24 protein-coding genes are annotated in these 22,190 nt (G+C 62.8%); 11 read left to right on the plus strand and 13 right to left on the minus strand.

Features of this window, described 5'->3' with window-relative positions; genetic code table 11:
- Positions 1–2: 2 nt before the first annotated feature.
- Positions 3–179, minus strand: a complete 177-nt coding sequence (locus ACT3RW_RS16200) for a hypothetical protein (protein ID WP_165477316.1) — start codon at positions 177–179, stop codon at positions 3–5.
- Positions 180–203: 24 nt separating this feature from the next.
- Positions 204–734 (minus strand): Asp23/Gls24 family envelope stress response protein, encoded by a 531-nt coding sequence (locus tag ACT3RW_RS16205; protein ID WP_444614472.1) that lies wholly within the window; start codon positions 732–734, stop codon positions 204–206.
- A 97-nt stretch (positions 735–831) separates the two neighbouring features.
- Here ACT3RW_RS16205 and ACT3RW_RS16210 point away from each other — a divergent pair, with 97 nt between their 5' ends.
- The gene (locus ACT3RW_RS16210; protein ID WP_444614473.1) at positions 832–1,374 is read left to right on the plus strand and encodes an RNA polymerase sigma factor; all 543 of its coding nucleotides are present in this window, start codon (positions 832–834) and stop codon (positions 1,372–1,374) included.
- The gene (locus ACT3RW_RS16215) at positions 1,371–1,946 is read left to right on the plus strand and encodes a hypothetical protein (protein WP_444614474.1); all 576 of its coding nucleotides are present in this window, start codon (positions 1,371–1,373) and stop codon (positions 1,944–1,946) included. Before ACT3RW_RS16210 ends, ACT3RW_RS16215 begins: the two co-directional genes overlap by 4 nt.
- A gap of 62 nt (positions 1,947–2,008) precedes the next feature.
- Here ACT3RW_RS16215 and ACT3RW_RS16220 read toward each other — a convergent pair whose 3' ends face one another.
- Entirely contained in the window at positions 2,009–3,004 is a 996-nt protein-coding gene (locus ACT3RW_RS16220) for a FecCD family ABC transporter permease (RefSeq protein WP_262199071.1), read from the minus strand.
- A complete protein-coding gene (locus ACT3RW_RS16225) occupies positions 3,001–3,990 on the minus strand; it encodes an iron chelate uptake ABC transporter family permease subunit (protein ID WP_444614475.1) in 990 nt (329 codons plus the stop codon). Before ACT3RW_RS16225 ends, ACT3RW_RS16220 begins: the two co-directional genes overlap by 4 nt.
- A 166-nt stretch (positions 3,991–4,156) precedes the next feature.
- Here ACT3RW_RS16225 and ACT3RW_RS16230 point away from each other — a divergent pair, with 166 nt between their 5' ends.
- Positions 4,157–5,188: an ABC transporter substrate-binding protein gene (locus tag ACT3RW_RS16230; RefSeq protein WP_444614476.1), complete on the plus strand. Its 1,032-nt coding sequence runs from the start codon at positions 4,157–4,159 to the stop codon at positions 5,186–5,188.
- Between the two features lie 187 nt (positions 5,189–5,375).
- Here ACT3RW_RS16230 and ACT3RW_RS16235 read toward each other — a convergent pair whose 3' ends face one another.
- On the minus strand, positions 5,376–6,140 hold the full coding sequence (locus ACT3RW_RS16235; protein WP_444614477.1) for a carbonic anhydrase: 765 nt from the start codon (positions 6,138–6,140) through the stop codon (positions 5,376–5,378).
- A gap of 237 nt (positions 6,141–6,377) precedes the next feature.
- On the opposite strand from ACT3RW_RS16235, the gene ACT3RW_RS16240 reads away from it, so the two are divergent.
- From ACT3RW_RS16240 to ACT3RW_RS16265, 6 genes are all read left to right on the plus strand, one after another.
- Positions 6,378–7,013, plus strand: coding sequence for a TetR/AcrR family transcriptional regulator (locus ACT3RW_RS16240; protein WP_444614478.1), 636 nt, complete (start codon positions 6,378–6,380; stop codon positions 7,011–7,013).
- Between the two features lie 3 nt (positions 7,014–7,016).
- Positions 7,017–8,621, plus strand: coding sequence for a carboxyl transferase domain-containing protein (locus ACT3RW_RS16245; protein ID WP_444614479.1), 1,605 nt, complete (start codon positions 7,017–7,019; stop codon positions 8,619–8,621).
- 12 nt (positions 8,622–8,633) lie between these two features.
- Entirely contained in the window at positions 8,634–10,694 is a 2,061-nt protein-coding gene (locus ACT3RW_RS16250; RefSeq protein WP_444614480.1) for an ATP-binding protein, read from the plus strand.
- Positions 10,691–11,215 carry a MaoC family dehydratase gene (locus ACT3RW_RS16255; RefSeq protein WP_013350553.1) on the plus strand — a complete coding sequence of 175 codons (525 nt, stop codon included), beginning with the start codon at positions 10,691–10,693 and terminating at the stop codon, positions 11,213–11,215. The genes ACT3RW_RS16250 and ACT3RW_RS16255 overlap by 4 nt, the downstream gene beginning before the upstream one ends.
- Positions 11,208–12,008, plus strand: a complete 801-nt coding sequence (locus ACT3RW_RS16260; RefSeq protein WP_041649151.1) for an HpcH/HpaI aldolase/citrate lyase family protein — start codon at positions 11,208–11,210, stop codon at positions 12,006–12,008. Before ACT3RW_RS16255 ends, ACT3RW_RS16260 begins: the two co-directional genes overlap by 8 nt.
- Before the next feature lie 66 nt (positions 12,009–12,074).
- The gene (locus ACT3RW_RS16265) at positions 12,075–12,578 is read left to right on the plus strand and encodes a hypothetical protein (protein WP_444614481.1); all 504 of its coding nucleotides are present in this window, start codon (positions 12,075–12,077) and stop codon (positions 12,576–12,578) included.
- 122 nt (positions 12,579–12,700) lie between these two features.
- On the opposite strand, the gene ACT3RW_RS16270 is transcribed toward ACT3RW_RS16265, so the two are convergent.
- Both ACT3RW_RS16270 and ACT3RW_RS16275 read right to left on the minus strand, forming a co-directional pair.
- Complete coding sequence (locus tag ACT3RW_RS16270; protein ID WP_102599277.1) at positions 12,701–13,030, minus strand: DUF202 domain-containing protein; 330 nt, start codon at positions 13,028–13,030, stop codon at positions 12,701–12,703.
- Complete coding sequence (locus ACT3RW_RS16275) at positions 13,030–13,413, minus strand: YidH family protein (protein ID WP_013350564.1); 384 nt, start codon at positions 13,411–13,413, stop codon at positions 13,030–13,032. The genes ACT3RW_RS16270 and ACT3RW_RS16275 overlap by 1 nt, the downstream gene beginning before the upstream one ends.
- A gap of 149 nt (positions 13,414–13,562) precedes the next feature.
- Between ACT3RW_RS16275 and ACT3RW_RS16280 the strand changes: the two genes are divergently transcribed.
- Complete coding sequence (locus ACT3RW_RS16280) at positions 13,563–14,609, plus strand: MBL fold metallo-hydrolase (protein WP_102599278.1); 1,047 nt, start codon at positions 13,563–13,565, stop codon at positions 14,607–14,609.
- Positions 14,606–15,955, plus strand: a complete 1,350-nt coding sequence (locus ACT3RW_RS16285) for an MFS transporter (protein ID WP_444614482.1) — start codon at positions 14,606–14,608, stop codon at positions 15,953–15,955. Before ACT3RW_RS16280 ends, ACT3RW_RS16285 begins: the two co-directional genes overlap by 4 nt.
- Before the next feature lie 43 nt (positions 15,956–15,998).
- Here the strand turns inward: ACT3RW_RS16285 and ACT3RW_RS16290 are convergent, their stop codons facing one another.
- From ACT3RW_RS16290 to ACT3RW_RS16315, 6 genes are all read right to left on the minus strand, one after another.
- On the minus strand, positions 15,999–16,916 hold the full coding sequence (locus ACT3RW_RS16290; protein ID WP_444614483.1) for a LysR substrate-binding domain-containing protein: 918 nt from the start codon (positions 16,914–16,916) through the stop codon (positions 15,999–16,001).
- Positions 16,917–16,947: 31 nt separating this feature from the next.
- Positions 16,948–17,235, minus strand: coding sequence for a hypothetical protein (locus tag ACT3RW_RS16295; RefSeq protein ID WP_146041051.1), 288 nt, complete (start codon positions 17,233–17,235; stop codon positions 16,948–16,950).
- A 107-nt stretch (positions 17,236–17,342) separates the two neighbouring features.
- A complete protein-coding gene (locus tag ACT3RW_RS16300) occupies positions 17,343–18,572 on the minus strand; it encodes an acyl-CoA dehydrogenase family protein (RefSeq protein ID WP_441685069.1) in 1,230 nt (409 codons plus the stop codon).
- A 28-nt stretch (positions 18,573–18,600) separates the two neighbouring features.
- Positions 18,601–19,827, minus strand: a complete 1,227-nt coding sequence (locus tag ACT3RW_RS16305; protein ID WP_444614484.1) for an acyl-CoA dehydrogenase family protein — start codon at positions 19,825–19,827, stop codon at positions 18,601–18,603.
- A 273-nt stretch (positions 19,828–20,100) separates the two neighbouring features.
- Positions 20,101–21,069, minus strand: coding sequence for a FecCD family ABC transporter permease (locus ACT3RW_RS16310; protein ID WP_444614485.1), 969 nt, complete (start codon positions 21,067–21,069; stop codon positions 20,101–20,103).
- Positions 21,070–21,139: 70 nt separating this feature from the next.
- Positions 21,140–22,189, minus strand: a complete 1,050-nt coding sequence (locus tag ACT3RW_RS16315; RefSeq protein WP_444614486.1) for a FecCD family ABC transporter permease — start codon at positions 22,187–22,189, stop codon at positions 21,140–21,142.
- Between the last annotated feature and the right edge of the window lies 1 nt (position 22,190).

Genomic DNA, 22,190 nt, shown 5'->3' on the forward strand with positions numbered 1-22,190 from the left:
ATTCACCGCCGACGTTTGTTGAACACTTGGCTAAGATCAACCCTGTCCTGCAAGAGCCATCCGACCGCGGCACCGATGATGGCGAAGAATGCCACCACTACAAACTGGGTAAACGAACCGAAGGCAATCAGCAGCCCGGCGAGGGCTCCAATGATCAAACCCCACTTGACGTGTAACATGTTCTGCTCCTTAAGTGCGGACTGTTATTTCAGGCCGTCGCGGGGCTCGGTGTCGTCGTCATCGTCTTCTGGAAGATGTACGTCGGTGACCTCGACGTTCACCTCGATAACTTCCAGGCCGGTGGCGCGCTCAACCTGAGCGATGATGTTTGAGCGGATCTCGTTGGAGACCTCAACGATTGAGAAGCCGTAGGAAACCACGATCGATACGTCGATGGCGGTCTGCTGCTCACCCTTTTCAACACTGACTCCGCCAGCTGCGTTGGCCTGTGCACCAGGGATGCGTTCGGCCAGTGAGTTCAAGGTTCGACGTGCTGCATTGCCCATGGCGTAAACGCCGGAAACCTCGCGGGTGGCGATGCTGGCGATCTTCTGAACAACACGATCTTCAATGGTCGTCTTGCCCAGTTCAGTGTGTAGTGGACCGCGCAGTTCTTCATTGTTCTGCGCTTCATTTGCGGCGTTGGCCTTTGCTTGACGCTCCAGCTCTTCGCCGGTTGGCTTGATGATCGGGCTTTGTGAATCGCGTTGCACCATGATGGTCTCCTCATTCATTGAACGGATATTTTGTGCCTTACACTCGTACAGACGAGAGCTATACAGAAATCCTCACACGTTTTGCACGTGACCTAGATCACATTAGGAGGAGTATTTGGACCCGACCCGACTGGCTCTTCTTGTTGGTCGCTCCATGGAAGGCGATCCTGAGGCTTTCGGCGAGCTGGTCACCGGGATGACGCCCGGGCTACGTCAGTACTGCAAGACGTTTTTTAGCAGTTGGCATGACGCCGAAGACGCAGCACAGGATGCATGGATCCGCGCCTGGCAGTCTTTGGACTCACTTCGCGAACGCGCTGCATTCAAAACGTGGCTCTATCGTTTGGCTCGAAATATCTGCCTGGATCGAATCCGCCAACGGGCGAACGATCAACAACCTGTAGATGGCGAAGCACTAGAGCGAACCCCGGTTCCCGAACGCGAATTACCTGAAAATATTGCCGTACAACGTGGGGAAATCGCCGATGCGTGGGAGATTATTAATTCGTTGCCCTCAGCACTACGCCAGACCTTCGTCTTGGTGGCACTCCAGGACATGAGCTACAAGGAAGCCGCCCTGGTGACCAACGTTTCAGAATCAACTGTGCGAGGGCGACTTGCACGGGCACGCAATGCAATCAGTGAGGCGGTGTCATGACTACCCTTCCCTGCGGACGTTCTACCGAAGACGTCCTACTAAACCTCGATGAGCCAGCCGATCTACACGAGTTGCAGTGCCGCTGGTGCCACGCCGAGCGCCAGCGACTCAAAGATCAGAATGGGTTCATCACCCAGCTACTGCAAACTTCTATGCCCGAGCATCAATCCGAGGCTTTCTCGCAAGGCATCTTGGGCAAGATTGCAGGCTTTGTGCCACGTCAACGCGTATGGGATGTGCAGGATTCTGCGACGGGTCAGCCGCAACGGATGTCCTCGTTGGACCTGATCAAAGCCATCAGAGCGGTGTTTGCCAGTTCAACCACGGCTCAGTTGAATTTCACGGAATTTAAGGCCACCGATACGGCGATCCCGCACCTCGCGTGGAAGGCGCAATGCCATGTGAGCATGGCCGAGGACAGCTCGGTTCAGGTGATCGAACAGCAGGTACTGGACTACGTTTCTCAAGCGATCAGTCCGCTGATTTCTTGGAATGAATTAGTCGTTGATCTGGTGATCGAGGACCTTCACGGTCACGCCATCGAATCCATCACACTGCGCGGAGAAAACTAGTCCGCGTACTAGCAGTTGTGTTTGTTCGGTTTTCGGGTGGGGTCATTAACAATGACCTCACTCTAAAGACGGGTGGTTTGGCGGTTCAGCAGGTAGATCAAATACACGCCACCAAACACGACGGTCACCACACCAACGGGCAGCTGTACCGGAGCAAAAAGACGCTGTGCCAGAAGGTCACTGCTGGCTAGCAGTAACGCGCCGACAAGGGCGGTGGGTAGTAATTGCAGTCCGTTAGCTCCGGCTAAACGCCGAGCAATCTGCGGGGCCACCAATGCCACAAAGGCAATGGGTCCTGCCAACGAGGTGACTGCGGCGACCAGAAGGACTGCCAGCACCACCAAGAATAATTTGGTGCGCTCCACCCGCATGCCAAGCGCCCGACACAGGTCATCACCCAATTGCAGCATCTGTAACCGCGATGAACTGGCCAGCAAAGCTATTGAAACGAGCACCAGTAGGATGCTTGTGGGAATCACCGATTGCCACGTCAGCCCGTTCAGGCTTCCTGCACCCCAGACCGCGGCGGCCATGGCCACATCAAGTTCGGCCCGCAGCACCATGAAGTGATTAAACGAGGCCAGCACCGAGGAAATACCGATGCCCACGAGGATGAGGCGAAAGCCAGCGGTTCCATTGCGCCAAGCCAGCGCATAGACCAGCACCGCAGTGAGCAAACCGCCCAGCAACGCTCCAATGCTGGTGGCCACAAAGCCACCACCAAGCACGGTTAATGCCACCAGCGCACCGGTGTAGGCACCGGTGGAAAAGCCGATAATGTCCGGGGATCCCAAGGGGTTTCTGGTCAGCGACTGGAAGACCGCACCAGAAAGTGCCAGCGCCGCGCCAAAGAGTAAAGCTGCCATGGCTCGTGGCATCCGCCATTGCCAGATCACCATGTTTTCAATGCCTTCTCCGCCGCCGAAGAGCACCCGAAGAACTTTCCAGGGGCTCATCTGATACTCACCTCCGGAGATGGCAAGGACGGTGACCAGCAGGCAGAGCACCACCAAGATCAGCAGCGCACTAGGTGCGCGTAATTTGGAACGCAGACTCATAGTGCCACCGCCTTTCGTCCGCGGGCGATCATGATCAGCAATGGTGCACCAAGGAAGGCTGCGACCACACCGGCTTGCAACTCACCGGGCAGCACAACACGTCCCAGCATGTCAGCGCACAGCAAAAGCATCGGCGCTAACAACGCAGTGAAAGCGATAATCCACCCGGTATTTGCCCCGGCCAAGCGACGGGCAGCGTGCGGAGCCATCAAGCCAATAAATCCGATGGCGCCAACCGCTGCGGTTGAGGCACCGGCCAGAACGGTAATTGCCAGCAAAACCAACACGCGAGTGCGTCCAACATTGGTCCCTAAAGACCGCGCGCTGTCTTCACCCAGAGCCAAGGAATCAAGGGAGCGAGCACTGCTGCCCGCCAGCACTAGTCCCACGACAAGGCAACCAGCCAAGGTGAGAATAATCGAAGGGTCCCTGCCCTGCAGCGAGCCGATAGTCCACGCTCGCAGCTGATCAAAAGCTTGAGGCTTGACCAAGGATAGGGCCGTTCCGACACCGGTGAGCACCGACCCGATAGCTACGCCGGAGAGTACCAGCCGGACCGGATCGCTGGACCCAGGCCGAGGCATTCCCACCACATAAACTACGGCCGTGGTCAGCAGTGCTCCAATAAAGGCAAAAAATACATATCCGCTGAAGCTTTGGATTCCCAAGAATCCGACGGAAATCACGATGGCCAGCGATGCCCCTGCGTTCACGCCCAGAATTCCGGGTTCGGCCAAAGGATTTCGTGTCAGACTTTGTGCCAGGACGCCAGAGACCCCGAGGCCCAATCCGGCCAACAAGGCCAGAACCGCGCGCGGTAATCGCGACTCAACCACAATGCTTCGTTCCACTGTGGGTTCGGAATCAAGCAGAGCGTGAATGACGCTTCCCAAAGGCAACGAACGAGATCCAATGGCCAACGACGCCACAACCAAGAGCAGCAATATCGCCGCGAGCGCACAGAGTAGGACCACTTGTCGACTCATGCTGTTGGTGCTGGGCACAGGTTTGGTGGGCCTGGTGAGATTAGCGCTAATGACCGGCGCCCTTCGTCAGATGTACTGCAGGGAACGAGATTACTTTACCGTGCGCAAGCAAAGTTTAGCGTCATAACCTTTGGGTAGGCTTAGTAAAATAAGGTATATTTGTGATGTGAATTTATCGAAGATGGGCACCGCATGGCGCCGCACCCTAATCTCAGCCACCGCCGTAGCGCTGGTTGGCCTGACCGCCGGCTGTGGCGCGTCCACCACTACCGACACCAACTCGGGCAATAAAGATGTTGCGATTGGCGGCGCACATTTCACCACCGCGGATGAGGAGACTGCAAAGTTCGGCTCCGACGCCGAAGCTGGCCAGTTCCCTCGCACCATCACCCACGCCAACGGCACCACCACCTTGGACTCAAAGCCAAAGCGCGTTGTGGTTCTTGATACTGGTGAACTCGATGAGGTGATCTCCCTGGGCATCACCCCGGTAGGCATTCCGTCCACCGAAGGTTCCAGCCCAATCCCGAGCTACCTTGCCGACAAGGTTAAGGACGCCAAGACCGTTGGCACCATCCAGGAACTCAACCTCGAGTCCATCGCAGCATTAAAGCCAGACCTGATTCTAGGTTCGCAGCTGCGCGCGGATAAGCTCTACGCTCAGCTCAACGAGATCGCACCAACCGTCTTCTCCATTCGTCCAGGTTTTCCTTGGAAGGAAAACTTCCTGCTAGCCGGTGAGGCACTGGGCGAAGAGACCCAGGCTGTGGACGTACTGAACAAGTATCAGGACAAGGCTTCCGCCCTAGGCAACGACGTCAAGGGCGACCCAGAGATTTCCTTGCTGCGCTTCATGCCAGAAAAGATTCGTCTCTACGCCAACAAGTCACTGATTGGTGTGATCCTCAAGGATGCTGGCCTGAAGCGTCCAGGGAACCAAAGCATCGAAGACCTAGCGGCTGAAATTTCCGCTGAAAATCTCACCGAGGCAGACTCGGACTGGATCTTCTACACTTCCTACGGAACCCCTGAAGCCACCGGTGAAAAGGCCGCGATTGAAGGTCCACTGTGGAAGAAGCTCAAGGCTGTTCAAAACGATCACGCGGTGCGCGTGAATGACGACGTTTGGTTCCTAGGCCTAGGCCCAACTGGCGCATCCCAGGTCCTTGATGATCTGCGCACCAACTTGGTGAAGTAACTATTCCTCACCCCGTCTCAACGCACTGCAACCGCGAAGCTTGTGCTCAGCCCGAGCATAGAAAGCTTGGGTAACGTAGTAACTACCTCATTGAAGGTGCGAGTGATGATCGTTGAAATCCCCGTCGGCTTAGCCGACGGGGATTTCACTTTAACTTCTTGTCCTGAGATCTAAGCCGACATCTAACTCAGCTTTCCAGCCAACTCACTTCGCCGGTCTGCAGATCATAAACGGCGCTAACCACGCGGGTCCGCTTCTCTTGCACTGCCTTGCGAATAATGACCGAGCGTCCCACCAGCTGCTGCGCAACGGCTATCGCATTAGCTTTGACCACCTTGTTCACTGCATCAGCATCTGATCCTGAAACATTTTCCTTGCGGGCCACTGGCGCAATTTGCTCCGCGAAGTCATCCATCTCTCCGGGCAGTTCAGGGTTATCGGCATTCTTTTCCATGGCTTGAAGAGTTCCGGTCACCGCGCCACAGGCCGTATGTCCGAGAATCACCAACAGGGGAACCGAGTAAGGTTCGGAGACGGCAAACTCCATGCTGCCCACCAAGGTGTCATCAAGGACTGCGCCTGCGGTTCTGGTGACAAAGAGGTCACCGATTCCTTGATCAAAAAGCAGCTCCGGGGTAACGCGCGAGTCGACGCACCCGTGGATCAGGGCGAAAGGGCTTTGATGCTCGGCCTGCTCGTCGCGCCGTTCTTCATCTTGGTTGGGGTGCTGAAGCTCGTTCGAAAGATAGCGCTGATTGCCTTCCTTCAGCGCTTTGAGTAACTCGTCCGGTGTCTTGGGTGTTTCAGCATGAGCGACAGGAGCGGTTTCGGTAGCCTCTGGTGTCGAGCAGGCGTTCAGAGAGGCCAGTGCGATCAGTCCGGTGGCGCCAGCTAAGAGCTTTCGCCGGCTAGTTACATGGGCAGTGACGACGGTGTCAGTGGGTTGTGGCATAGTGCTTTCCGGTCGTAATTCGTGGGCACCTGAATGTCATTAACTCAGATTTCAATGTAAATACCATCATGAAGCCTACCGTTATGCATTTGATTCATAAACGATTTTCCAAATATTTCGCGCTTGGCAGAACCTCGCCAGAATCGGCCTCTTGAGCTAAAAGTGATTGACACCACACCGGTTCTCGGATTGGATAGACACTGTCAATCGATTGATTGGGAACACAAGGTGGTGTCCATGGAATTGGGTCAAATCCAGCAAGCTGCAGTCTCATGCTTTGCGCAGCGCGGATTCGCCGCGACCGGTATCCGAGAACTCGGAACTGCCCTGAATCTGAACTCCGCCACCCTCTATCACTATGTCGGTGGCAAAGAAGAACTCCTCGTTGGCATCATCAAAAATTGCCTGACCTCCATGATCGAAGGAGCCGGGCAGACCATCGCCGACAGCACCGATCCAGTACGTCAGTTGGCCCTGCTTGTTGCCTTCCACGTAGGCTTCACCGCCACTAATCCAAAAACCTCCCGCGTCGCAGAACACGAAATGCGCGCCCTGTCCGCCGAGCACGCCGAAGACATGCAGGCGCTCCGCGATGCCTACGAGCAGCTCTTTGCATCCATCCTGGCCACCGGCACAACTCAAGGCCTGTTCAACACCGTGGACCTGGGCATCGCCCGACTAGCCATGATGGAAATGGGCACCGGGGCGTCCCACTGGTATCGCCGCGATGGACGGCTGTCATTGCCCGAAGTGCAACTAAATTTTGTCTCCCTCGCCATGCGAATGCTCGCCGTCACCGACGAATTCCCGTTGGCCATCAAAGAACTCCCTGCCCCGCTGGTTATTGCCAGCGAACCCGAGCCCAAGGACTGAAAAGTGAAGACGCTTCGTTCCCAACCGGATCCCGCAGCATTTGCGAGCCATACTCAAACCAACGCCACCCTGCTGGCGGACCTGCATCAACGCCTCGAACGCGCTGGGCGCGGTGGCTCGCAAAAGTCTCGGGAACGCCATGTAGCACGCGGTAAGCTACTGCCCCGCGAGCGTGTGGACCAACTGCTCGATGACGGCTCCCCCTTTCTGGAAATCGCCCCGCTGGCCGCCGAGGACATGTACGACGGAGCCAGCCCCGGCGCCGGAATGATTGCCGGCATCGGCTTGGTGCACGGCCGGCACGTGCTGGTCATCGCCAACGACGCCACCGTCAAGGGCGGCACCTACTTCCCGATGACGGTCAAGAAGCACCTGCGCGCCCAGGAAATCGCGCTGGAGAACAACCTGCCCTGCATCTACCTGGTGGACTCCGGCGGCGCGTTCCTGCCGATGCAGGACGAGGTCTTCCCGGATCGCGACCATTTCGGGCGCATCTTCTACAGCCAGGCCCAGCTTTCCGCACGCAAGATCCCCCAGCTGGCCGCGGTCATGGGCTCCTGCACCGCGGGAGGGGCGTATGTCCCGGCGATGAGCGACGAGACGGTGATCGTGCGCAACCAGGGCACCATCTTCTTGGGCGGCCCGCCGCTGGTGAAAGCCGCCATCGGCGAGATCGTCACCGCCGAAGAGCTGGGCGGCGGCGACTTGCATGCCAAGACCTCCGGCGTGGTGGACCACCTGGCCGAAAACGACGAGCACGCGCTGATGATCATCCGCGACATCGTCTCCACACTTCCGGCCAACCCGGCCCCGGCGTGGAACATCGAGGTCCAGGTGGCCGAGCCGCTCTACCCGGGCAGCGAACTGGCCGGAGTGGTCCCGGTGGATGTCAATGCCCCCTACGACGTGCACGAGGTCATCGCCCGCATCGTGGACGGCAGCAAGTTCCACGAGTTCAAGGCCGAATACGGCACCACCATGGTCACCGGCTTCGCGCATATCCACGGGCACCAGGTGGGCATCATCGCCAACAACGGGGTGCTCTTCTCCGAGTCAGCCATGAAGGGCGCGCACTTCATCGAGCTGTGCGACCAGCGCGGCATCCCGCTCATCTTCTTGCAGAACCTGGCCGGGTTCATGGTGGGCCGCGACTACGAAGCCGACGGCATCGCCAAGCACGGAGCGAAAATGGTTACCGCGGTAGCCACCGCACGGGTGCCCAAGCTGACCGTGATCATCGGCGGCTCCTTCGGGGCTGGCAACTATTCGATGTGCGGCCGGGCCTACTCTCCTCGCTTCTTGTGGATGTGGCCGGCTGCGCGCATTTCGGTGATGGGCGGCAATCAGGCCTCCTCGGTGCTCTCCACCATCAAGCGCGATGGCATCGAAGCGGCCGGCGGCAGCTGGAGCGCCGAGGAAGAAGAAACGTTCAAGGCGCCAATCCGCGAGCAGTACGAAACCCAGGGCAACCCGTACTATTCCACCGCCAGGCTCTGGGATGACGGGGTCATCGACCCGGCCGATACCCGCCGGGTGCTCGGCCTGGCCCTGGATGTCTGTGCCCGCCAACCACTGCCGGAGACCCAATTCGGCCTGTTCCGGATGTAGCGCGAGGAAATCATGATGAAGACGAAACTTTTTGATACGGTCCTGATCGCCAACCGCGGTGAAATCGCGGTGCGCATCATCCGCACCCTGCGCGCCCTGGGCATTGAATCGGTCGCGGTCTACTCCGATGCCGATGCCCAAGCACTGCACGTAACCGAGGCGGACTATGCGGTGCGCCTGGGACCCGCCCCGGCCAATGAAAGCTACCTGGATATCGACGCGGTGATCTCCGCCTGCAGGCAGTCCGGCGCCCAAGCGGTGCACCCGGGCTATGGTTTCCTTTCCGAGAACGTGGACTTCGCCCGGGCCTTGGAAGCTGCCGGCATTACCTTCATTGGACCGCCGGTGAACTCCATCAACCTCATGGGCGACAAGATCCGTTCCAAGAACCATGTGGTGGCCCACCAGGTGCCGGTAGTTCCAGGCATCGCCGAGCCCGGGCTGAGCGATGAGCAGCTGCTGGCCGCAGCCGCGGATATCGGCTATCCGCTGCTGATCAAGCCCTCAGCCGGAGGCGGCGGCAAGGGCATGTTCGCGGTGGAATCCGCCGACCAGCTGCCCGAGGCCCTGGCCAGTGCCCGGCGTACCGCCGCCAACGCCTTTGGCGATGACACCCTGTTCCTCGAACGCCTGGTACGCAACCCGCGCCATATCGAGGTGCAGGTCCTGGCCGACGCGCAGGGGAACACCGTGCACCTGGGCGAACGCGAATGCTCGTTGCAGCGCCGCCACCAGAAAGTCATCGAAGAAGCCCCCGCACCGCTATTCGAGAATCTGGAGCACGGTGCGGCGATCCGCGAGCGCATCGGCGCTGCTGCCGTAGCAGCAGCCCAGTCGGTGGGCTATGTCGGGGCCGGAACCGTCGAGTTCCTGGTCAGCGATGAGAACCCCGACGAGTTCTTCTTCATGGAAATGAATACCCGCCTGCAGGTGGAGCACCCGGTCACCGAAGAGGTCATCCGGGTCAACGGAGCCAAACTGGATCTGGTCGACTGGCAGGTGCGCATCGCCGCCGGGCAGCCACTGGACTTCACCCAGGACCAGATCACGCTCGAAGGCCACGCCATCGAGGCCCGGCTCTACGCCGAAGACCCGTCCTCCGGCTTCCTGCCTTCGGTGGGCACCGTGCTGCGCGTGAGCGAGCCGGAGAACGTCCGCGTGGATTCCTCGCTGCGCGACGGCCTGGAGATCAGCGCCCACTACGACCCGATGCTCTCCAAGCTCATCGCCTGGGGCGGGGACCGCACCGAGGCGCTGGCCCGGCTGGATAAGGCCCTGGCCGGCACCGTGGTGCTGGGCGTGCTGACCAACAGCGAATACCTGCGGCTGCTGCTGGCCGACGAGGATGTGGCCGCCGGGCGTCTGGACACCAACCTGATCGAGCGGAAGCTGGACCAGTTCGCCTTCCGCCAGATCAGCGAGCGCGAACTGGCACTGGCAGCTCACCTTGAGGACCAGCGGATTCCTGCGGCGAAAACGCCCTGGGGCCTGCGCGATGGCTGGCGGGCCCAGCAGCGCCGGGCCAGCATCCAGCACTTCGACGCCGCGGCGGCCGAAGGCAAGACCGCGCTGCTCAGGGATCCGGATGCGAGCCGGGTGCACGTGGGCGCCGAAGAATTCACCGTGGGCCAGGAACCGGATGGAATCCTGTCCGTTAACGGCCAGCGCACAGCACTCCAGCACGCCTTCGCCGAAGACGGCACGCTGTGGCTGTGCGAGGACGGGTGGACCGCCGCGGTGCGCAAGCTTTCCCGCGAAGAAGTCCTCGAACGCCACCTGGCCACCCTCGCCATCGAGTCCGGGACCTTCTCCCCGCACGTCGAATCCCCCATGCCCGGCACCGTGATCAGCGTGCAGGTTGCCGATGGCGATGAGGTCGCCGCCGGCCAGCTGCTGCTGAGCATCGAGGCGATGAAGATGGAGCACCAGCTCCTCTCCCCTGCCGATGGCATCGTGCGCATGACCGGCCTGAAGCCCGGGGATCTGGTCAAGGCCAAGCAGGTCGTGGCCACCGTGGAAGCCACCGGGACAACCAAGCCAACCGAAGCACAGCAGCAGGAGCAGGACGCATGAGCGAGAAAACCCCTACCCGCGTCGAGCAGCGCGGCCTCTACTTCGACGAGCTGCAGCTCGGGGCCACCTACGTGCACAAGCCCGGGCGCACCCTGACCGAGGCGGACAACGTCGCGTTCACGACGATGACCATGAACAACCAGGGCCTGCACCTGGATGCCGCGTGGGCTTCCACCCAGCCCTTCGGCAAGCCGCTGGTCAATTCGCTGCTGACCCTGAGCACCATGATCGGCCAGTCGGTGGGCCAGCTGACCGAAGGCACCATCGTGGGGCAGCTGGGCATCAATGACGTGCGCTTCCCGCACCCGATGTTCCACGGCGATACCCTCTACACCGAAACCGAGATCACCGCGCTGCGCGAATCCAAGTCCCGCCCCGGGCAGGGCCTGGCGTCCATGACCCACACCGGCCGCAACCAGAACGGCGACATCGTGGCCACCGCCACCCGAACCTGCCTGATGTGGACCCAGCAGGCGCACCTGGATTCGCTGGAAGCCAAGGGGGAAAGCTCCAATGGCTAGCTTCCTGATGGGTCCTTCCCTGCTGTTCTGCCCGGCCGACCGGCCCGAGCGCTATGCCAAGGCGGCGCAGCGTGCCGATGCGGTCATCATCGATCTGGAAGACGCGGTGGCTGCCGGGAGCAAGGAAGCCGCCCGCCGCGCCTTACTGGATACGCCGCTGGATCCCGCGCGGGTCATCGTGCGCGTGAACCCGGTCGATAGCGAGCACTTCGCCAAGGACCTGGAAGCGCTGGGGCAGACGGCCTATCGCACCGTGATGCTGCCCAAGTGCGAGTCGGCGGCGCAGCCGGCTGCGCTGGCAGGCTACGACGTCCTGGCGCTGTGCGAAACCGCCAAGGGCATCACCAATGCCTCGGACATTGCCGGGGCGCAGAATGTTGTCGCGCTGATGTGGGGCGCCGAGGATTTGATCGCCTCGCTCGGCGGCACATCCTCGCGCGGCCAGGATGGCAGCTACCGCGAGGTGGCACGGTTCGCGCGGTCGCAGGTGCTGCTGAATGCGGTGGCCAACGGCAAGGCCGCAGTTGATTCCGTGTACCTCGATATCCCTGATCTGGAAGGCCTGGGCGAAGAGTCCCGCGATGCCAAGGCATCGGGATTCGCCGCGAAGGCGTCAATTCACCCGAACCAGATGCCGGTCATTCGCGAGGCGTTCGCACCGACCGAAGCAGAACGGGAACGCGCACGGCGGATCCTTGAAGCCGCAGAGGCAAATCCGGGAGTTTTCGCTTTCGAGGGGCAGATGGTCGATGAGCCGCTGCTGCGCCAGGCCCGGGCCACCTTGGGCAAATAAGCTGTTTCCCGCCATGGGCTAAAGTGTGCAGCAATTACAGCCGACAGCTGGCCAACGGAGGTTCACATGCCTGTCGTGAAGAAACCCGGAGCCGATACCCTGGTGTATTTCTGGTTTGCGGTTGGACTGGCCGTGCTCGGCATGGTCATCCAGCAGATCGGCGCCATCATGATGCTCAAGGGCGCGCTGGAGCTGAACATCCTGGAAGTGACCACGCTTCACCTGGTCGCATGGGGCTGCTACACCGGAGCCCTCATCTTCACCATCGTGGTCATGCACAAGGCCATTGCCATGCTGATTTACCTGGTGCATCACCATCGTCCGCTGCCGCCACGAACGGGGGCGGTGATCCGCGATGCCCCGGTAACGGCCCAGACCCCCGATACGGCCACTGCCGGGCAGGCACCCGGTGCGGCAAAGGCCATGGAAGATCCACTGGGCAAGGAAGAGCCGCCCTCCGGGGCCAAGCTAAAAACCTTTCCGCGGCAGGCGCTGGGTGCAGTGCAACCACAGGATCAGCAACAGGGCGCCAAGCACCAAAACACCCGAAACGGCAAAGACCTCGCGTAGCGAGTTTACGGCGAATTCGAGCTGAACCGGAAGTTCCACTGTACGCCCACTGGCGGCACATGGATCCGCCAAATTTACGATGCTTTCGGCATCGCCATCAGCGTCACGCGGCCGCACCCCGCCTAGTTAGGGCCGAGCACCAGGAACAGCGCATATCCGCCCAGCGCACAAAGCGCCAGCGTGGTCATCAGCACCGCCACCACGTCCGCCTGGACCTTCTCGTGCTTGACCCCGAGGGCCATGCGCCGATACCGCGCACGCTGCGAGAGCAGGATCCCCAGAGCCATCGACGAGGACACCGCGATCAGCAGGATCATGCCGATGCCGTAGTGCGGAAGCCAGCGCAGGAAGACCGCGGAAACCACGAGAAATGAAACCATTGCCCGGTTCCACGCGAAGACGGTGCGCTCTGGCTGCAACCCCGGGTCGCTGATCTCGATGGGCTCTTTCATCACGAGCTGAGGGACCAGAAAATCATGGCGATCGCTGCCAGTGAGGCCACCACGGCACCGAATGCCAGCAGCGGGACAATGGCGGGAATCGGCAACGGCCGGCCGGTGCGCATGCTGCGTTCCACGCGGACCCAGCGCACGGCTGCACCGGCGGCAATCAGGATGCCGACGCCGATCACCAGCACCGCCAGCCAGGTGCGAACTGGCGACGGGAAGGCCTCTGCGGCGAAGGCCTCCAGCGCTGTGCCGCCCGCGAGGAATGCCAATGAGGTGCGGATCCAGGCCAAGAATGTGCGCTCGTTGGCAAGGGTGAAGCGCGGGTCAGGTTCACTGCCCTGCGGCAATAGCCAGCGTGAAATCCGGCTGCGTTCTGGCTCGGCCATGACCCTCCTTGGTTTGCATCGTTGCTATGAGCATACCCAACCGATTATCGGCTAAACTTATTTAGTTGGTTGATAAAAACAGTTTTACGAATGTGATCCAGCGCATAAGAATGGAATGCAGCACTTGAACCAAAGAAAGGGCGCATTCCATGGCCTCCACCAATCTCAATCCCCACGTCGTTACGCTGGGCACCGCCGGCGGACCACGCTGGTGGACCGGCGAGAACGCAGGCAAGCGTGCGGGGATTTCCACCGCAGTAGTCGTGGGCGAGAGCGTCTACCTGGTGGATGCCGGAACCGGCGTGGGCAACCAGCTGATGAAAGCCGGCTTCACCCCTGCCAACCTGCGCGGCATCTTCCTCACGCATTTGCACTCCGATCACACCATCGATCTGGCTTCGCTGGCCATCTTCGGGATGTTCACCCTGCCGGCCGGCAAGGCTCCGATTTCCATCATCGGCCCGGGCGACCGCGGCGCCCTGCCGCCAGCGTCCCCGCGCGCCGCCACCGCCCCGCAGCCGGTCTTCGCGCGCAACCCGACCCCCGGGACCGCCTCGATGTTCGAGCACCTGATGCAGGCCTACGCCACGGACTTGAACGACCGCGTGATCGACGCGCTGCGTCCCTCGCCGCTGGACCACTTCATCGCCTCGGACATCGCGATCCCGGCTGGCACCGGGTACCACCCCAATGGCAACCCGACGCCCGAGGGCTTCGCGCCGTTCGAGATCTACCGCGACGAGCTGGTCACGGTGACCGCAACACTGGTCAAGCACCCGCCCATCGCTCCGGCCTTCGCCTTCCGCTTCGACACCGCCGAAGGCTCGGTGACCATTTCCGGGGACACTGCACCATGCCAGAACCTGGTAGCCCTCGCGCAGGACACCGACCTGCTGCTGCATGAGGCCATCGATTTCGATTGGGTGCAACGCGCCTACGGTTCGGTTGGCACCCTGGAGGCCCAGGCCTCGATGGACCACCACCGCGCATCGCACACCTCGCCCGAACAGGCGATCGGCATCGCGCACCAGGCCGGCGCGCGCACCCTCGCCCTGCACCACCTGGTCCCCGGGACGACACCGTTGCACGTCTGGGAAGCCCACGCCGAGAAGTTCTCCGGCAACTACCTGGTGCCCAACGACCTGGACACGATATCCTTTTCCCGCGTCAACAGCGAAATGGCGGCAGCACGATGAGCAACACCTTGAATAACGGCACCAGCATGGAGGCACAGGTGCTGGTCCCCTCGCTGAATTCCCCGCAGATGCGCCGGATCCTGGCTTCCAGCTTCATCGGCAGCGCGATCGAATTCTACGATTTCATCCTCTATGCCACCGCGGCCTCGCTGGTCTTCAACAAGGTCTTCTTCGTGGGACTGACCCCAGGCGTGGCAATCTTCGCTTCCTTCACCACCCTGGCCGTGGGCTACCTGGCCCGCCCGCTGGGCGGCATCATCTTCGGCCACTTCGGCGACAAGATCGGCCGCAAGGGCGTGCTGATCACCTCGATGGCCATGATGGGCGGAGCCTCGACGCTGATCGGACTGCTTCCGCCCACCGCCCAGATCGGCATGCTGGCCCCGATCGCGCTGATCACCCTGCGCGTCGTCCAGGGCCTGGCCGTGGGCGGCGAATGGGGTGGCGCCATGCTGATGGCATTGGAGCACGCCCCGAAGGAACGCCGCGGATTCGCCACGAGCTTCGCGAACATGGGCGGCCCGGCCGGCGCCGTGCTGGCCACCTTGGCGGTCTCGGCCGTCTCCATCATGCCCAATGAGCAGTTCCTGGCCTGGGGCTGGCGCATTCCGTTCCTGATCAGCATCGCGCTGGTGGGCATTGGCTTGATCATCCGCCTGAAGGTCACCGAGTCCCCGCTGTTCCTGGCCCTGGAAGACAAGGCCGAAGAGCGCAAGACCCCGTTCATGGAAGTCATCACCAAGTACCCGAGGTCTGTCATCCGCGGCACCCTGGTAGGCATGAGCTCCTACACCGTGCAGGGCTTGATGACCGTCTGGGCCATCTCCTACGTGGTCGAGGAAGTCGGCATGGACCGCACTTCGGTGCTGAACATCAAGGCTATCGGCGCCGCGCTGACCGTGGTTGGCATCTGGGTTTCCTCGCGCTACTCCGACAAGCTGGGCCGTCGCCCGGTCATGATGATCGGTATCGTTGCCGGCGCCGTGGCTGCGCTGCCGATCATGTGGATGCTGGAACTGGGCCAGCTGTGGCTGTTCGCCATCGCACTATTCGTGGCCAATGGCATCGTCCAGGCGTTCATCTTCGGGCCGTTCGGCGCGTTCACCGCGGAGCTGTTCCCGACCCGCATCCGGTACACCGGCGCCTCGCTGGTCTACCAGCTCTCCTCCACCGTGGGTGCAGGCTTCACTCCGATGATCGTCGCCGGGCTGGTGCTGCTGGGCGGCGGATCGCTGTGGATCGCCGGCGCCGTCTGGGCTGGAGCGTTCATCGTCGCCGCGCTGGCCATGCGCGGCATCAAGGAAGGCCGAGATGCCGACCTCGAAGCAGAGGAAATGAGCCACTAGTCCCCATTGATCGCGGACACAGGCCGGTTGGAACCTTCGAGTTCTAGCCGGCCTTGCGCTCTTTCTCGGCTCCGACTTCCTCGCAGAAATCCAAGAACGCGCGAAGCCGCAAGCTCGGGCGGTCCGAAGCGGTATAGGCAACGCAAATATCGCTGACGCCGACTTCGCCCTCGATCTCCAGCACCGACAGCGGCAGCCCGTCGTAGCTCAGATTGACCGGCGGGCGCTGCACCAGGACCGTATAGCCCAGCCCGCGGGCCACGATCCCGCGCACCGCTTCGAAGCTCTGCGAGCTCCACCGCACCTTGGGGTCCAAACCCGACATGCGCAGATTCACCAACTGGTTATCGCGCACAGTGGGAATGTCCAGCGAGACGAAGTCGTCATCGGCCAGTTCGATCAAAGACACGCTGGCTCGATCCGCCAACCGATGCCCGCCTCCCACCAGTACATAGGGCCTGCCGGACATCACCGTTCGCGAGGAGACCTGGGGCAGTAGGTGGCGGGTGTGGGTGAGCACCGCATCGAGGTGCCCCTTGAGCATGCGCTCCTGCAGCTCGGCCCCGTCGCCCTCCAGCAGCGTGACCTGCAAATCCGGGTGCACGTTGGTGAAACGCTCGCAGATCACCGGGATCCAGAAGGCGGCCAGCGAGGAATAGCAGCCGATCACCAGCGGACCGGAGAGCTTGGTCTGGCGTTCGACGATCTGGTCCTGCACCTCTTCGGCATGGCGTACCAGGGCGCGCGAATCATGCAAAAAGTCAGTGCCGACGGCGGTGAGCACCACGCCGCGGGCACGGCGGCGCACCAGCAGCTGAGATCCGACGGCGCGTTCCAGCTCGTCCATCGACTGCGACATTGCGGCCTGGGATATATGGCACTGCTTAGCCGCGGCCGAAATGGAGCCGAGCTCCGCGACAGCAACGAAGTACTGCAGCTGGCGCAGGGTGTAGTTGATCATCCTCTCAGTCTAGCCAGCGGGAGGCAGACTACTAGCGTTCATAAAGACGTCCGGTGTCCCTGACACGAGCCAAATCCCGTTGACTCACCATCGTTCTTTCGCCTAATTCAGGGAGGCTGGCACCATGCTCCAAGGCGGCCCCGATGTGCCGCTCAAGCTCGGCGACGCTGTCTTGGAGTTCTTCGCTCACCTCGGCGCCTTCACGGGCTTGCCTTTGCAACAGGGACAACCGCTGAACCACAGAATCGATCTGCGCCCAGTCATAGTCGGAAGCCCGCGGGTTGCGTGCGTCATCGAACTCTATCTGCCAGTCGCTCATGCTGGACATCTTCTCATTCACGCCGTTCTGCGGGCAACGACATCACCGTGTAAACCCCGCAGGCCCAGCACCTTCCAAAGAATGCTGGACCCGCAAGAATCAGGAATCTACTTCGAAGCGCCAATCGCCCAGACGCGGGGCAGCTCTGTGCCATTGACCGCCAGGTCGCCGATCAGCCGTGCCTTGAAAACCCACGGATTGTGGTTGCCGGCGGTGCGGGCATTGCGCCAGTGCCGGTCCAGGTTCTTCGAAACACTGGTAGCCGAAGCAGCCAGCGCATCAAAGGCATGGGTGATGGCATTGAGCACCAACGGCGTGAGCACGACCTGAGCCTGGGCCGAGGCCAGCTCTGCTGCATCGTTGGCCGCTTCATCCTCATCCACGCTGATTGCACCCTGGTGCAGCGCGAGCGCGGTTTCATAGGCGCCCTGCAGCGCCTGCGAAACCCGCTCCACCGTCGCGGCAGCGGCAAACGCGGCCGCCGAAACTTCACCGATCACCTGCAGCAGCTGCGGATCCTCGGCCGCGACATTGGCAGCAGCATGGCTGAAGGTGCGTTTCCGCGCCTTCAATTCTGCGGCAAAATCACGCTCCGCCGCTTTCGCAGAACCCGCCAATACCGCCAGCAGCACCTGCTGGTAGAAGGCGGTCTGGTACTTGAACCGGGTGTCGAAGTCGATGAGGTCTTCCTCAGCGACAATCGCATCGGTAAAGATGGAGGTTCCGGTTCCGGTGGTGCGCTGGCCAAAGCCATCCCAGTCATCGGCCAGTTCAACGCCGGGCTGGTGGCGGTTGACCGCGGCGATTACCCGCTTGCCGGTATCCGTACGCTCGGCGTAGGTGTCCAGCCAGTCGGCGAAGATCGAGCCGGTGGAATAGTACTTGGTGCCGTTGATCCTGAATCCGCCCTCGCCATCAGGACTGACCTTGGTGATCACCTCCCCCACCTTCACTGCGCCTACCTCGGTCCAGGAGTTGCCCACCAGCTCGCCGGCAGCGAAGCGGGCCAGCCACTTGTCGCGCCCCGGACCCGGCTCGGCAACCAAGCGGTCTTCGACAAAGGCGAAGTGCGCACGCAGCGCCTGGGCAATATTTGTATCCACGGCCGCCAGCTCGACGAACAGTTCGAAGAGTTCGGGCAGAGTTGCGCCGGAACCCCCGTGCGATTCTGGAACCCTAACCGCACCGAAGCCGGCGGCAGCCAGGTCCGCGACCGCCTGGTAGGGCAATTCGCCGGTGCGGTCGCGTTCGGCCGCGCCCTGCGCGATGCGCGCGAAGAGCGGTGCAAAACGTGCTTTGAGTCCTGCGAGTCGAGTGCCAGTTGCTAATGCAGTCATCGTTCAGTCCAATCCGGGAGAAGTTTTCTTAGGTGTACAGCGAGAGCGGCTGGGACTCTCCGCGCAGGAAGTAAGCACCAACCTCGATCTTCTTGTAGTCCACAGGGTCATGCAGCGAATGGGTGCGCACATTGCGCCAGAACAGGTCCAGGCCGACGCCGCTCTGGGTGGAGGAGGAACCGGTGACTTCGAAGATGCGGTTGGCGACCTCCACGCCGGCCTCGGTGGCCACGACCTTCAGCTCCGCGATCGCCACGGCCAGTTCCGCGCGCTGCGGCTGGGTGACCGCGCCGGCCAGCGAGAGCAGCGCATCGAACCTGCGGCCCAGCTTCTCGGCCAGGGCGGCGACGGCGGCGGTGCGGGCCTTCAGCTCACCCACGGTGCGCTGGAACACCGGATCCTGCGAGTAGGTTTCCGCCGCTGAGAGGAACCAGGCGTTCTTGCGCCCCAGCAGGATCTGCTTGCCGCGTTCCAGCGCGCCCTGCGCGATGCCCACGTAGAAATTGGCGAAGGCCAGCTGGATGCCCGGGGTGAGCAGGGCGGAGACCGGCTCGTCGGTGACCGGGCCCAGCACGTCGGCCGGCTCGATGCGCACGTTGCGGTACACCAGCGAGTTCGACGCGCTCAGCCGCTGGCCCAGGTAGTTCCAGTCGTCGACGATCTCCAGCCCCTGCGCGTCGCGCGGCACCACGAAGGCCAGCAGCTCGCCGGTGCCTTCGACCTGGGCGTTCACGACGATCACCTCGCCCACCCCGGATCCGGTGGAGAAGCGCTTGGCGCCGTTCAGCCGGTAGCCGGCGCCCTCGCGGGTCAGCACGAGGGTCGGGTCCACCGGGTTGACCGAGTCGCCCCACAGCCAGCGTTCCTCCACGGTGCGCCGCCACCAGGCGGCCTGCGCCTCGGCCGGGGCGTAGAACGCGATGGAAGACTGGTTGATGTAGTGGTAGGCCAGCAGCTGGGAGATCGACCCGTCGGCGGCGGCCAGGATGCGGATGACCTCGAAGGCGGTCTCGAAGTGCGCCCCGGCGCCGCCGAATTCGGCCGGGACCAGTAGTTCCAGCAGCCCGGCCTCGCGTAGCAGCCGAACCTCGGCGAAGGGCTGGTTGTTGGCGCGGTCGCGGGCCAGCGCGTCGGCGGCCAGGGCGTCGGCGGCCAGGGCGTCCGCAACCCGGCGGGCGACGGCGCGCCAGTGCTCCAGTTCGGCGTCGCGGGCGGTGCCGGTGTACGGGACGCGGGGCAGTGCGGTGACGGACATGATCGGGCTCCTTGGATTTGGACTTCCGAGGGATTCCGGCAGTTCCGGGCTCCAACGAACCTGGCGTTAGCACTCCCTGCGGATTGCAGGCTTGCTGCGGCGTCGCGGAGCCAGGTCTCTCAGCCGCTGAGATGCACCGATTCAAGCACGCCCCGCAGCGGGTTGGAACCGGACCGTCACGCGGCGGAACGCCACGCAAGACGACGTCATCTGCAGCCCTCTGGGGGCCTGCTTGAACCGGAATTTGACGCCGTGCTACGCGGCCGGTGCGCCTCAGCTGCGCTTGCGCGAAAGCACCAGCAGGATCCATACCAGGAACGGCGCGCCGGCAATGGATGTAACCAGGCCGACCGGCAGCAACACCGGGAACAGGTTCTGTCCAATCAAATCCGCCAGCAGCATCAGCACCGCCCCGGTCAGCGCTGCCCGTCCGGGGGTGGGATGGGTCGTCCCGAACATCCGCTGGGCCAGCTGAGGGGCGACGAAGGCGATGAAGCCCACCGGGCCGGCCACCGCCACCGTGGCGCCGGCCAGCAGCACCGACAGGCCCAGCAGCAGCAGGCTCGCGGCGCGCACGCGCAGGCCCAGCGCGGCTGCCATGTCGTCGCCCAGCTCCAGGATATCCAGCCACCGGGCGCACAGCCCGATCAGCACGGTGCCGGCCACGAGAACCACCAAGGCCACCGGGAACAGCAGGTCCCAGGTAGCCAGCGACAGGCTGCCGGTGAGCCAGACCATGGCGCTGTTCAGGTCCGGCAGCTCCGCGCGCAGCAGCAGCCAACTGACCCCGGCGCCCAGTCCGGCGTTCACGCCCAGCCCCACCAGCACCAGCCGAAAGGAACTGATGCCCCCGCGATAGGAGACGGCCAGGACCACCGCCCCGGCCAGCAGCGCGCCCAGCGTCGCCGACAGCGGCAGCCGCCAGGGGCCCAGCAGGAGGATCGCGGGCACCGCGTTGGCGCCGACAATGGAGGCAACGGCGCCCAGGCTCGCACCCGAGGTCACCCCGATGATGTCGGGGCTGGCCAGCACATTGCGCAGCACCGCCTGGGTGACCGCACCGGAGATGCCGAAGCCGACGCCCACCACGATCGCGGCCAGGGCGCGCGGGCCGCGCAGGTCGCGCACCAGGAACATGGTTCCTGAATCGGCTTGGCCACTGGCGACCTGCCACCACAGGCGCACGTCCAGCCCCAGACCCAGGGCGTTGACCAGCAGTAGCAGACCGGCGGCGGACAACATGCCCCAACACAGCAGGGAGCGCCAAGGCAGGGCGGTGCCTCGTCCCGCCTGGGTCGCCGGACGAATGAGCTCAGAGACTGTCAACGGCACTCCTCAGGCGCGAACTGCGCGCGATCACGATGAACAGGGGCGCACCGAGAATGGCCAGCATGATGCCTACGCTCAGCTCGCCGGTGGGCAGCACCAGCCTGCCCGCGGTGTCGGCCAGCAGCATGATGGCACCCCCCAGGATTCCGGAGAGCACCACCGCGCCGGGCAGCCCGCCCGGCGCGATCCGCTTGGCCAGGTGCGGGGCGGCCAGGCCGAGGAAGGCGATGGCCCCCATCGAAGCGGTGGCCGCCGAGGCAAGCACCACCACGGCGAGCAGGCCCAAGAGCCGGTCACGGACGACATTGCGGCCCAAGCTGGAAGCCACGTCGTCGCCCAGCGCCAGCGCGTCCAGCGAGGAAGCATTCAGCACGGTGAGCAGCAGCCCCAGGACCAGCCATGGAGCCACGTCCCAGAGCACGGAAGCGTCTCGCCCGGACAGCGAGCCAACGGTCCAGTAGCGGAACCGGTCCATGGTGACCTTGTCCAGCAGCACCACGGTACTAGAAATCGCGTTGAGTACCCCGGTAATGATGGTGCCTGCCAGAATTAGGCTGGTGGCGGCGTTGGCGAGCCGGATGCGCGCGGCCAGGCCGAGCACCACGGCGCCGGCGAGCAGTCCTCCGAGCAGCCCGAAGACCGTGTACTGCGCGGGCGACACCAGGTGGAACACGCTGATGGCCAGCACCACGCCGGTGGCCGCCCCGGAACTCACCCCGAGCAAGCCCGGATCGGCCAGGGGGTTGCGGGTGTGCGCCTGGCACAGGGCCCCCGCGACACCCAGCGCGATGCCGCACACCGCCCCGAGCACGGTGCGCGGCACCCGCAGGGCCATGACCGAGGCGTTGGCTTCGGCCAGGTTCCCCGGCGTACCGCGCAGGTAGGCCAGGACATCGGTGGCCGGTACGGGCTGGGAACCGTAGAACAGGCTGGCCGCGGCGGCCAGCAGCAAAACCAGGGCGCAGAGCGCGAAAACCGGCAGGCTCCTGCGAGCCCGCCGGTCCACCGCCCGGTCGTGCAGACCGGCGGCCATG

Origin of the sequence: Glutamicibacter sp. AOP5-A2-18 (assembly GCF_052446055.1) — a bacterium.
Classification (GTDB): domain Bacteria; phylum Actinomycetota; class Actinomycetes; order Actinomycetales; family Micrococcaceae; genus Glutamicibacter.

What these genes read in the sequence shown, in the direction of transcription:
- ACT3RW_RS16285 (WP_444614482.1), top strand. Translation starts at nt 14,606, where the DNA reads ATGAGCAACACCTTGAATAACGGCACCAGCATGGAGGCACAGGTGCTG.
- ACT3RW_RS16255 (WP_013350553.1), top strand. Translation starts at nt 10,691, where the DNA reads ATGAGCGAGAAAACCCCTACCCGCGTCGAGCAGCGCGGCCTCTACTTC.
- ACT3RW_RS16270 (WP_102599277.1), bottom strand. Translation starts at nt 13,030, where the DNA reads ATGAAAGAGCCCATCGAGATCAGCGACCCGGGGTTGCAGCCAGAGCGC.
- ACT3RW_RS16275 (WP_013350564.1), bottom strand. Translation starts at nt 13,413, where the DNA reads ATGGCCGAGCCAGAACGCAGCCGGATTTCACGCTGGCTATTGCCGCAG.
- ACT3RW_RS16300 (WP_441685069.1), bottom strand. Translation starts at nt 18,572, where the DNA reads ATGACTGCATTAGCAACTGGCACTCGACTCGCAGGACTCAAAGCACGT.
- ACT3RW_RS16220 (WP_262199071.1), bottom strand. Translation starts at nt 3,004, where the DNA reads ATGAGTCTGCGTTCCAAATTACGCGCACCTAGTGCGCTGCTGATCTTG.
- ACT3RW_RS16290 (WP_444614483.1), bottom strand. Translation starts at nt 16,916, where the DNA reads ATGATCAACTACACCCTGCGCCAGCTGCAGTACTTCGTTGCTGTCGCG.
- ACT3RW_RS16260 (WP_041649151.1), top strand. Translation starts at nt 11,208, where the DNA reads ATGGCTAGCTTCCTGATGGGTCCTTCCCTGCTGTTCTGCCCGGCCGAC.
- ACT3RW_RS16200 (WP_165477316.1), bottom strand. Translation starts at nt 179, where the DNA reads ATGTTACACGTCAAGTGGGGTTTGATCATTGGAGCCCTCGCCGGGCTG.
- ACT3RW_RS16310 (WP_444614485.1), bottom strand. Translation starts at nt 21,069, where the DNA reads ATGTTGTCCGCCGCCGGTCTGCTACTGCTGGTCAACGCCCTGGGTCTG.
- ACT3RW_RS16205 (WP_444614472.1), bottom strand. Translation starts at nt 734, where the DNA reads ATGAATGAGGAGACCATCATGGTGCAACGCGATTCACAAAGCCCGATC.
- ACT3RW_RS16240 (WP_444614478.1), top strand. Translation starts at nt 6,378, where the DNA reads ATGGAATTGGGTCAAATCCAGCAAGCTGCAGTCTCATGCTTTGCGCAG.
- ACT3RW_RS16315 (WP_444614486.1), bottom strand. Translation starts at nt 22,189, where the DNA reads ATGGCCGCCGGTCTGCACGACCGGGCGGTGGACCGGCGGGCTCGCAGG.
- ACT3RW_RS16225 (WP_444614475.1), bottom strand. Translation starts at nt 3,990, where the DNA reads ATGAGTCGACAAGTGGTCCTACTCTGTGCGCTCGCGGCGATATTGCTG.
- ACT3RW_RS16250 (WP_444614480.1), top strand. Translation starts at nt 8,634, where the DNA reads ATGATGAAGACGAAACTTTTTGATACGGTCCTGATCGCCAACCGCGGT.
- ACT3RW_RS16280 (WP_102599278.1), top strand. Translation starts at nt 13,563, where the DNA reads ATGGCCTCCACCAATCTCAATCCCCACGTCGTTACGCTGGGCACCGCC.
- ACT3RW_RS16295 (WP_146041051.1), bottom strand. Translation starts at nt 17,235, where the DNA reads ATGAGCGACTGGCAGATAGAGTTCGATGACGCACGCAACCCGCGGGCT.
- ACT3RW_RS16265 (WP_444614481.1), top strand. Translation starts at nt 12,075, where the DNA reads ATGCCTGTCGTGAAGAAACCCGGAGCCGATACCCTGGTGTATTTCTGG.
- ACT3RW_RS16235 (WP_444614477.1), bottom strand. Translation starts at nt 6,140, where the DNA reads ATGCCACAACCCACTGACACCGTCGTCACTGCCCATGTAACTAGCCGG.
- ACT3RW_RS16215 (WP_444614474.1), top strand. Translation starts at nt 1,371, where the DNA reads ATGACTACCCTTCCCTGCGGACGTTCTACCGAAGACGTCCTACTAAAC.
- ACT3RW_RS16305 (WP_444614484.1), bottom strand. Translation starts at nt 19,827, where the DNA reads ATGTCCGTCACCGCACTGCCCCGCGTCCCGTACACCGGCACCGCCCGC.